The following is an 8396-nucleotide window of genomic DNA, read 5'->3' as shown; positions in this document are numbered from 1 at the left end:
CGGCCGTCGCCTGGGCGTTGGTCTCCCGGCTCGGCTGGTCGGCCACCGTCTCGGGGAGGCGCACCATCACTTCGGCGCAGCCGGGGTCGGTCGCGTTCGACGCGGGGTCGAGCGCGACGGTCGGGGCGCATCCGGTGATCGCGGCGACAACCAGGGTGGCGGCGAGGGCGCCCGGAACCAGAAGGCGTTTACGGGGAAGCATCACCAACAGGTTACCGTTGAGCCGTGCACACCCATGGGGCAGACCCTCAGCTTCCGCCGCTGGCTGCCGCGGCCACAGCGGCCGCAGCGCCGGGGTCGCAAGCTTCCGAGTCGCAGGCGCCCTCGTCGCAAGCGCCCGGGTCGCAGGCGCCCGGGTCGCAGGCGCCCGGGTCGCAGGCGCCCGCTGGTGTTGCCGCTACCGCTGCTGCCGCTCGCGTCGACCCTGCCGAGACGCTGGAAGCCGCTGCGACGCGGGCCGCCACCGGCACGCCCGCCGCCAGCACGCCCGACGCCGACACGCTGGCCACCGGCGCGCCCGACGCTGACACGCTGGCCACGGGCGCGCTGGCCACCGGCGCGCCCGACGCTGACACGCTGGCCACCGGCGCGCCCGACGCTGACACGCTGGCCGCCGACACGCTGGCCGCCGTGGGGGAGGTGGCCGCGCTCGCGCGCATCTTTCCGCGGCTGCCGCAGGCCGACGCCGCCATCGTGGGGCCGGGCGACGACTGTGCCGTCGTCGCGGCGCCCGACGGGCGGTTCGTCGTGACGACCGACACCATGATCCACGGGCCTGACTTCCGGCTCGCCTGGTCGACTCCGCACGACCTCGGTTGGAAGGCCGCGGTGACGAATCTGTCGGACGTCGCGGCGATGGGCGCGACGCCGACGGCGCTGGTCGTCGCGATCGCGGCACCGCTCAACACTCCGGTGAGCACGCTCGAGGGCATCGCCGACGGTCTGCGCGACGCCTGCGCTGCACTCTCACCCGGCACCGGGGTCGTGGGCGGCGACCTCTCGGTGTCGAACACGCTCATGATCGCGGTGACCGCGTTCGGCGACCTCGGAGGTCGCGCGCCGGTTCTGCGGTCGGGCGCGCGCCCGGGCGACAGGGTCGCGGTGGCGGGGAGCCTCGGCCGCGCGGGCGCGGGCATCGCCCTGCTGTTCGCTGAGGGGCAGCGCGACGGAGACGATGAGGGCGAGCAGGGCACGCCAGCCGAGCAGCGCACGCCAGCCGAGCAGAGCACGCCAGCCGAGCAGCGCACGCCAGGCGTGCCCGCAGCGAGCAAGCGCACGCCCGACGCGGCTCTGGCGCGGCTGCTCCGCGCCGAGCACCCCGGCATCGTCGAGGCGCAGCTCGCGCCGGTGTCTCCGCTCGGGGCCGGCCCGGCCGCAGCCGACGGCGGCGCGACCGCGATGCTTGACGTCTCCGACGGGCTCGTGCTCGACGCGGGGCGCCTCGCCCGGGCGAGTGGCTGTGCTCTCGATCTGTTCCATGACGCCATCGAAGCCGAGGCAGAGGCCCTGCGACGCCTCGATCCGACGATCGGTGCAGAAGCTGCCGACTTCGTTCTCTGTGGAGGAGAGGATCACTCCCTGCTGGCGACGTTCCCTCCCGACCGGGCCGTGCCGGAGGGTTTTCGCGTGATCGGCGAGGTTCGCGCGTGGAGTGCCGGGCATCCGTGGGTCACTGTCGGTGGTGAGGTCTACGTTCGACCCGGGGGCTGGGATCCGTTCGACGATTGGAACGGCGGCACGGGCTGATCGCCCATCCCCGGTTAGAGTTGTTGATAGCGGCGGGCTCGAACGTAGGGCGCGTCACCGGGCTGAACGGAGTGACCCCACGCATGGGTAAATTGGTCTACGGCACACCAGGCGTCGAAATCGAGTTCGATGACCGCGTGCTCGCGCACCTGCGGGTCGTCATCGTCACCAAGCTGCGGCGCGCCGAGTCGTTCACCATGCAGTACGCGTACGGCCCCGAGTCGGGCGCCGGGCACGCGTCGCTCTGGTTGCACCCCTCCATCCCCCTGCAGTTCAAGTTCTACGGCAGCAAGGAGCCGGTCTTGAACCGCGCCTGGATCGAGGCCCTGATGCTCGGCGCGAGCACGACGGTCGGTCTGCAGCTGCTGCCCGAGCCCGAGGCGCCGCACAGCTAGGTGCCCGACGACGCCCGAGACATCGGGGCACGCAGCCTCACTCCGCGGTGAGCCACCACAGGGTCGTCTCGCCGTAGTCCTTGCGCCGGTCGAGCGCGAGCGTCGGCGGCAACGTCGGTTCGGGCGAGCGGGCCGTTCGTTCGACCACGATCACCGCCCCCGGCGTGACGTGGGTGCCGAGCATCCGAAGCCCATCGGCCAGTTCTGCCTCCGACAGGTCGTAGGGCGGGTCGACGAAGACGATGTCGAAATCGGAGACGGTGGCGGCCAGGAACGCGGCGACGGTCTGGGTGGCGACATGGATGCGGGGTGCACCGCCGGTGCCCCCCGACCCGCGCGAACCCCCCGACGCCTGCGCGCCCCCGGGCCCACGCGAACCGGCCGCGCCACGCGAACCGGCCGCGCCCCCGCGCCCACCCGCCGCCTTCAGGATCACCGCCGCATTGCCCTTCGCCACCCGCGCCGCGGCCGGGTTCCGCTCCACCAGCGTCACCTCCGCGGCGCCGCGGCTGGCGGCCTCGAGCCCGAGCGCCCCGCTGCCCGCGTACAGATCGAGCACCGCTGCACCCTCGACCACGCCGCGCGCATCGAGCGCCGAGAAGATCGCCTCCCGCACCCGGTCGCTCGTGGGCCGCGTTCCCGACGGAGGTACCGCGAGCCGCTGCGATCCGGCGAAACCGGCGATGATGCGCGTCATTGAAGACACCCTAGTGCCCCGCCGGTGTCGGGGGCGGCGCCTAGAATCGGGCGTATGACCGGCACTGCCACTCTCGACGCGAAGGTCTCCGGCGTTCTCGGCGGCCGCACCGCCGGGGCGCTGCAGAAGTCGTTCGGCATCGTGACCGTCGCCGACATGCTCAACCACTATCCGCGCCGGTACGCACGCCGCGGCGAGCTCACCGCGCTCAGCGAGTTGCCCCTGAACGAGACCGTCACGATCGTCGCCGAGATCCGTTCGGTGCAGGAGCGCAGCATGCGCGCCAAGCGCGGCTCCATCCTCGAAGTGTCGATCTCCGACGGCCGCGGCATCCTCACCCTCACCTTCTTCAACCAGTCGTGGCGTGCCAAAGACCTGCGACCGGGCCTTCGCGGCATCTTCGCCGGCAAGGTCTCCGAGTACCGTGGCGCCCTGCAGCTCGCCCACCCCGACTACGAACTCTTCGACGACCTCGAGCTCGACACCGGCACCGCTTCGGCCAAGAAATGGGCAGAGATGCCCATCCCCATCTACCCGGCCAGTGGCACGATGGCGAGCTGGCAGGTGGCGAAGTCGATGGAGCTGGTTCTGGATGCTCTGGGCCCGGTCGGCGACCCGGTTCCGGTCGACGTGCGCACCGAACGCGGGCTCGTCGACTTCGGTACAGCGCTCGAACTCGTTCACCGGCCCCAGAAAGACAGCGACTGGAAGCGGGCGAAAGACGCCCTGCGCTACCAGGAGGCGTTCGTGCTGCAGATGGCCCTGCTCGAACAGCGCCAGGCGGCGCACGCCCTCGCGGCCATCCCGCGCGTGCCGAAACCCGGGGGCTACCTCGATCGGTTCGACCGTGCCCTCGCCTTCACCCTGACCGGCGACCAGCAACTCGTCGGCAGCGAGATCGCCGCCGACCTCGCGCGCAGCGAACCCATGAACCGGCTCGTGCAGGGGGAGGTCGGCTCGGGCAAGACGCTGGTCGCCCTCCGCGCGATGCTCGCCGTCGCCGACTCGGGCGGCCAGTCCACCCTGCTGGCCCCGACCGAGGTGCTCGCCGCCCAGCACCTGCGCTCGATCGTGCGCACCCTCGGCCCCGATCTCGCGGCCGAACTGGTGCCGACCCTGCACACCGGGCAGCTGCCGGTCGCCGCCCGGCGCAAGGCGCTGCTGCGCATGGTGTCGGGCCAGGCGAAGATCGTCATCGGCACACACGCCCTGCTGAGCGACAACGTGCAGTTCTACGATCTCGGCTTGGTGGTGGTCGACGAGCAGCACCGCTTCGGAGTCGAGCAGCGCGAGACACTGCGGCAGAAGGGCGCGCAGCCGCCGCACGTGCTGGTGCTCACCGCCACCCCGATTCCCCGCACGGTGGCGATGACGGTGTTCGGCGACCTCGACATCTCGACCATCGCCGAGCTGCCGGCCGGGCGGCAGGGCATCTCGAGCTTCGTCGTGCCGCTCGCCGAGAAGCCCGGCTGGGAGGGGCGCATCTGGCAGCGCACGGCAGAGGAGCTCGACCAGGGGTGCCAGGCGTTCGTCGTCTGCCCGGCCATCGAGCCCGCCATCGCCGAGCCCGCCGACGACCTCGAGGGCGGTTCAGCCTCCGACGACGCGGGCGACGGCGTGCCGAAGCGACCGCTCTCCGCCGTCTCGAGCGTGCTGCAGCAGATCCGCGCCGATCCTCTGCTCGCCGACCGCCGCATCGAGCCCCTGCACGGTCGCATGAGCGCAGAGGAGAAAGACCAGACCATGCAGGCCTTCGCCGCCGGAGTGATCGACGTTCTGGTGGCCACCACGGTCATCGAGGTCGGCGTCGACGTGCCGAATGCGTCGACCATGGTGGTTCTGGATGCTGAACGCTTCGGTGTCTCGCAACTGCACCAGCTGCGCGGCCGGGTGGGGCGCGGCGGTGTGCCGGGGCTCTGCCTGCTCGTCACCCACGCCGAGCCCGAGACGCTCGCGCGGGAGCGGGTGGATGCCGTGGCCTCCACCCTCGACGGCTTCGAACTGGCGCAGATCGACCTCGAACTCCGCCGCGAGGGCAACGTGCTCGGCAGCAACCAGTCGGGCGGTCGATCGTCGCTCCGGCTTCTGCGGGTGGTGACCGACGGCGACCTCATCGGTGAGGCGCGGCAGGCGGCCGCGGAGGTGCTCGCCGACGATCCCGGGCTGGTCGGGCATCCAGAGCTGCGTGACGCCCTGTCGCGACGGCTCGACGAGAACGACAGGGCGTTCCTCGAGAAGAGTTGACCTCTCTGCCTTGATAGCCTGAGGGCATGAAGACCATCGCCGTCGTGCCCGGTTCGTTCGACCCGGTCACCCTGGGTCACATCGATGTCATCCGGCGGGCTGCCGGCATCTTCGACGAGGTGCACGTCGTCGTAGTGCACAACCCCGACAAGTCGGCGCTGCTGCCGATCGCGAAGCGCGTCTCGCTGATCCAGCAGGCCCTCGCCGACGGTGGTGTCGGGGGCAGCGTGCTCGTCACCTCGTGGAGCATGGGGCTGCTGGTCGACTACTGCGAGGAGGTCGGCGCGAAGGTGCTGGTCAAGGGCATCCGCTCGCAGGTCGACGTGGCCTACGAGACGCCGATGGCGATCGTGAACCGCAACCTCGCCGGCGTCGAGACGATCTTCCTGCTGCCCGACCCGGCCCATGCCCACGTGTCGAGTTCACTCGTGCGCCAGGTGGCCGCGCTCGGCGGCGACATCACCCCCTACGTGCCCGCCGCCGTCGCCGCCTTCCTCGAGTCGGCCGTCTGACGTCGCGCCGCCCCCGCGCGGGCGGCGCGACAACGGTCGCCGCCCCGCCCGCCCGCAGGTGGCAGGATGGGTGCATGAGTGACCTCTCCGTCGGCTACGCCGCAATGCTCGAGCAGTTCCACCCCACCGAGGCCGTGCGGCTGTCGGCCCTCGCCGAGCAGCACGGGTTCTCCGGCGTCATGGCCGCAGACCACTTTCAGCCGTGGGTGCCGCAACAGGGCCAAAGTTCTTTCGTCTGGAACGTGCTCGCCGCCGTCGGCGAACGAACGAAAGGTGACTTCGGCCCCGGCGTGACGGCGCCCACCTTCCGCTGGCACCCCGCGATGGTCGCGCAGGCCTCCGCGACCATGGCTGCGATGTACCCGGGGCGGCACTGGCTCGGCCTCGGTTCCGGCGAAGCGCTCAACGAGCACATCGTCAGCCAGTACTGGCCCGAGACCCCCGAACGCATCAATCGCATGTTCGAGGCCATCGACATCATCAACAAGCTCTTCACAGCATCCCTCGCCGGCAAAGACGTGAAGCACCGCGGCGAGTTCTACAAGCTGGAGTCGACCCGCCTCTGGACCATGCCCGAGGTTCCGCCCGAGATCCTCGTCGCCACGGCTGGCCCCGTCACCGCGAAGCGCGCCGGCAAGTTCACCGACGGCCTGATCACCGTCGGCGCCCCGCTCGAGAAGATCGACGGCCTGTTCAAGAAGTTCGACGAGGGCGCCCGCGAGGTCGGCAAAGATCCGTCGACCATGCCGAAGGTGCTGCAGCTGCACATGTCCTGGGCAGCCACAGACGAAGAGGCTCTGACGAATGCCATGGTCGAGTGGCCGAATGGCGGCATGAAGTTCCCGAAAGCCGACATCCGCTCTCCGTTCGAGTTCGAGCAGATGGCGAAACTCGTGCGCCCCGAAGACTTCGAGGGCCGCATGATCATCAACAGCGACCCCGATGTGCACCGCGAGTACATCCAGCGCTTCGTCGACCTGGGCTTCGACCGCATCTACCTGCACAACGTGGGCCGCAACCAGGCCGAATGGATCGAGGTCTTCGGCCGCGACGTTCTGCCGAAGCTCACGCGCTGACGTGCCGGAGATCCACGTCTACGCCCTCGAGGGCATGGGCGAAGTGGCCGCCGGAGATGCGCTCGACGACCTGATCGTCGACGCGCTCGAAGCGCAGGGCATCATCGCGCACGACGGCGACATCCTGGTCGTGACCAGCAAGATCGTCTCGAAGTCCGAAGGGCGTTCGGTGTCGGCGGATGATCGTGAAGACGCCATCACGGCAGAAACCGTTCGCGTGGTGGCGACCCGCGCGCATCCCGGCGGCGTGACCCGCATCGTCGAGAACCACCTCGGCATCGTGCAGGCCGCCGCGGGGGTGGACGCGAGCAACACCCCCGCAGGCACCGTTCTGCTGCTGCCCGTCGACCCCGACGCCTCGGCTCGGCGGCTGGCGTCGCAACTGCGTGAGCGCCTCGGCGCGCGAGTGGGCATCCTCATCTCCGACACCCTCGGTCGCGCCTGGCGCGAGGGCCAGGTCGATGCGGCGATCGGCTCGGCCGGGGTGCAGGTCGTCGACGACCTGCGGGGCGGAACCGACACGTTCGGCCAGCTGCTGCAGGTGACGCAGATCGCCGTCGCCGACGAGATCGCTTCGGCAGCCGACCTGGTGAAGGGCAAGGCGAGCGGGATGCCGGTGGCCCTGGTGCGCGGACTGGCCGCGTTCGTCGGCGAGAACCTCGACACTCCCGCGCGGGCGCTGACCCGCACCGGGCCGACCGACATGTTCCGGCTGGGGTCGGACGAGGCGCATGCCGAGGGTTTCGCCGCGGGCCGCGCGGCCGCCGAGGCCGAGCGTGCGGCTGAGGCCGAGCGTGCGGCTAAGGCCGAGCGTGCGGCTGAGGCCGAGCGTGCGGCTAAGGCCGAGCGTGCGGCTGAGGCCGAGGGTGCGGCTGAGGCCGAGCGTGCGGCTGAGGCGGAGCGTGCGGCTGCGGGCCCTGCCGACGGATACGCACGGGGGTACGACGCCGGGTATGCGGCCGGGCACGCCGCCGGGCGGGCAGCCGAGCGCCCGTGACCGAGTGGATCGTCGTCGTGCCCGTCAAGGGTTCCGACCTCTCGAAGACGCGACTCGCCGAACTGCCGGCGACCGTCGCCGAGCGCCGGCGTCTCGCCCTGGCCTTCGCGCTCGACACCGTCGAAGCCCTGCGGGCGGCGGCCGGCGTGGTCGAGGTTCTCGTCGTGACGGGTGACCCCGAATCGGCCGACGCCCTCTCCCGACTGGGCGCCAGCACGCTCGCCGACCCAGGCGGCGGACTCAACGCGGCCCTGACATCGGGCATCGCAGAGGCTCGCCGCCGCCGCCCGGCAGCCGCCGTCGCCGCGATCACGGCCGACCTCCCGGCGGTGACGCCCCGCGCGATCGAAGCCGCGCTGGCTCTGGCCGCGGAGCACCCGCGCTCGTTCGTACCCGACGCCGAGGGGACCGGCACCACCACCATCGCGGCGCTGCCGGGCGTCGACCTCACGCCGCGGTTCGGTGTCGGTTCGGCGCTCGCGCACGCCGAGAGCGGGATGATCGCCCTCCCCGTCCCGTCCGACTCGCCCCTGCGCCGGGATGTCGACACCCCCGCCGACCTCGCTGTGGACGCCGACTCCTTCGGGGCGCACACCCGTGCCGAGCTCCAGCGGGGTCGCACCCGCTGACACCAGCCGAATCGGCGGTCCGCTGATCGGGCATGAATGAGCTAAGCTCAGTTGTTGAGTCGGCTTCGACTCGCTTTGCTTCAGTCGAAAGGACGGTGTC

At 71.2% G+C, this 8396-nt stretch carries 8 protein-coding genes and 1 pseudogene; 7 read left to right on the top strand and 2 right to left on the bottom strand.

The genetic code is table 11. The features are described from left to right. Window positions 1–202 (bottom strand): annotated as a pseudogene (locus C5B96_RS07535) (DUF3515 domain-containing protein); the annotation flags it as partial. 23 nt (window positions 203–225) lie between these two features. Between C5B96_RS07535 and C5B96_RS07525 the strand changes: the two are divergent. Then, window positions 226–1746, top strand: coding sequence for a thiamine-phosphate kinase (locus C5B96_RS07525; RefSeq protein ID WP_369826453.1), 1521 nt, complete (start codon window positions 226–228; stop codon window positions 1744–1746). Window positions 1747–1829: 83 nt separating this feature from the next. Then, on the top strand, window positions 1830–2141 hold the full coding sequence (locus C5B96_RS07520; protein WP_104244503.1) for an ATP-dependent DNA ligase: 312 nt from the start codon (window positions 1830–1832) through the stop codon (window positions 2139–2141). 37 nt (window positions 2142–2178) lie between these two features. On the opposite strand, the gene C5B96_RS07515 is transcribed toward C5B96_RS07520, so the two are convergent. Further along, entirely contained in the window at window positions 2179–2838 is a 660-nt protein-coding gene (locus tag C5B96_RS07515; RefSeq protein ID WP_104244501.1) for an RsmD family RNA methyltransferase, read from the bottom strand. A gap of 54 nt (window positions 2839–2892) precedes the next feature. Between C5B96_RS07515 and C5B96_RS07510 the strand changes: the two genes are divergently transcribed. The 5 genes from C5B96_RS07510 (at window position 2893) to cofC (ending at window position 8296) form a co-directional block, all read left to right on the top strand. After that, on the top strand, window positions 2893–5082 hold the full coding sequence (locus C5B96_RS07510; RefSeq protein ID WP_104244499.1) for an ATP-dependent DNA helicase RecG: 2190 nt from the start codon (window positions 2893–2895) through the stop codon (window positions 5080–5082). A gap of 26 nt (window positions 5083–5108) precedes the next feature. Next, window positions 5109–5594: a pantetheine-phosphate adenylyltransferase gene (gene coaD, locus C5B96_RS07505; RefSeq protein ID WP_104244497.1), complete on the top strand. Its 486-nt coding sequence runs from the start codon at window positions 5109–5111 to the stop codon at window positions 5592–5594. Window positions 5595–5668: 74 nt separating this feature from the next. Further along, window positions 5669–6670 (top strand): TIGR03557 family F420-dependent LLM class oxidoreductase, encoded by a 1002-nt coding sequence (locus C5B96_RS07500; RefSeq protein ID WP_104244495.1) that lies wholly within the window; start codon window positions 5669–5671, stop codon window positions 6668–6670. A 1-nt stretch (window position 6671) separates the two neighbouring features. Next, on the top strand, window positions 6672–7667 hold the full coding sequence (cofE, locus tag C5B96_RS07495) for a coenzyme F420-0:L-glutamate ligase (RefSeq protein WP_199176585.1): 996 nt from the start codon (window positions 6672–6674) through the stop codon (window positions 7665–7667). Then, window positions 7664–8296 (top strand): 2-phospho-L-lactate guanylyltransferase, encoded by a 633-nt coding sequence (cofC, locus tag C5B96_RS07490; protein ID WP_158507137.1) that lies wholly within the window; start codon window positions 7664–7666, stop codon window positions 8294–8296. Before cofE ends, cofC begins: the two co-directional genes overlap by 4 nt. Window positions 8297–8396 lie beyond the last annotated feature (100 nt).

The sequence above is a fragment of the Subtercola sp. Z020 genome (genome assembly GCF_002931235.1).
In the GTDB taxonomy this organism is placed as follows: domain Bacteria; phylum Actinomycetota; class Actinomycetes; order Actinomycetales; family Microbacteriaceae; genus Subtercola.
Note: the sequence above shows the minus strand (reverse complement) of the source record. Positions and strands in the feature narration are given on the sequence as shown.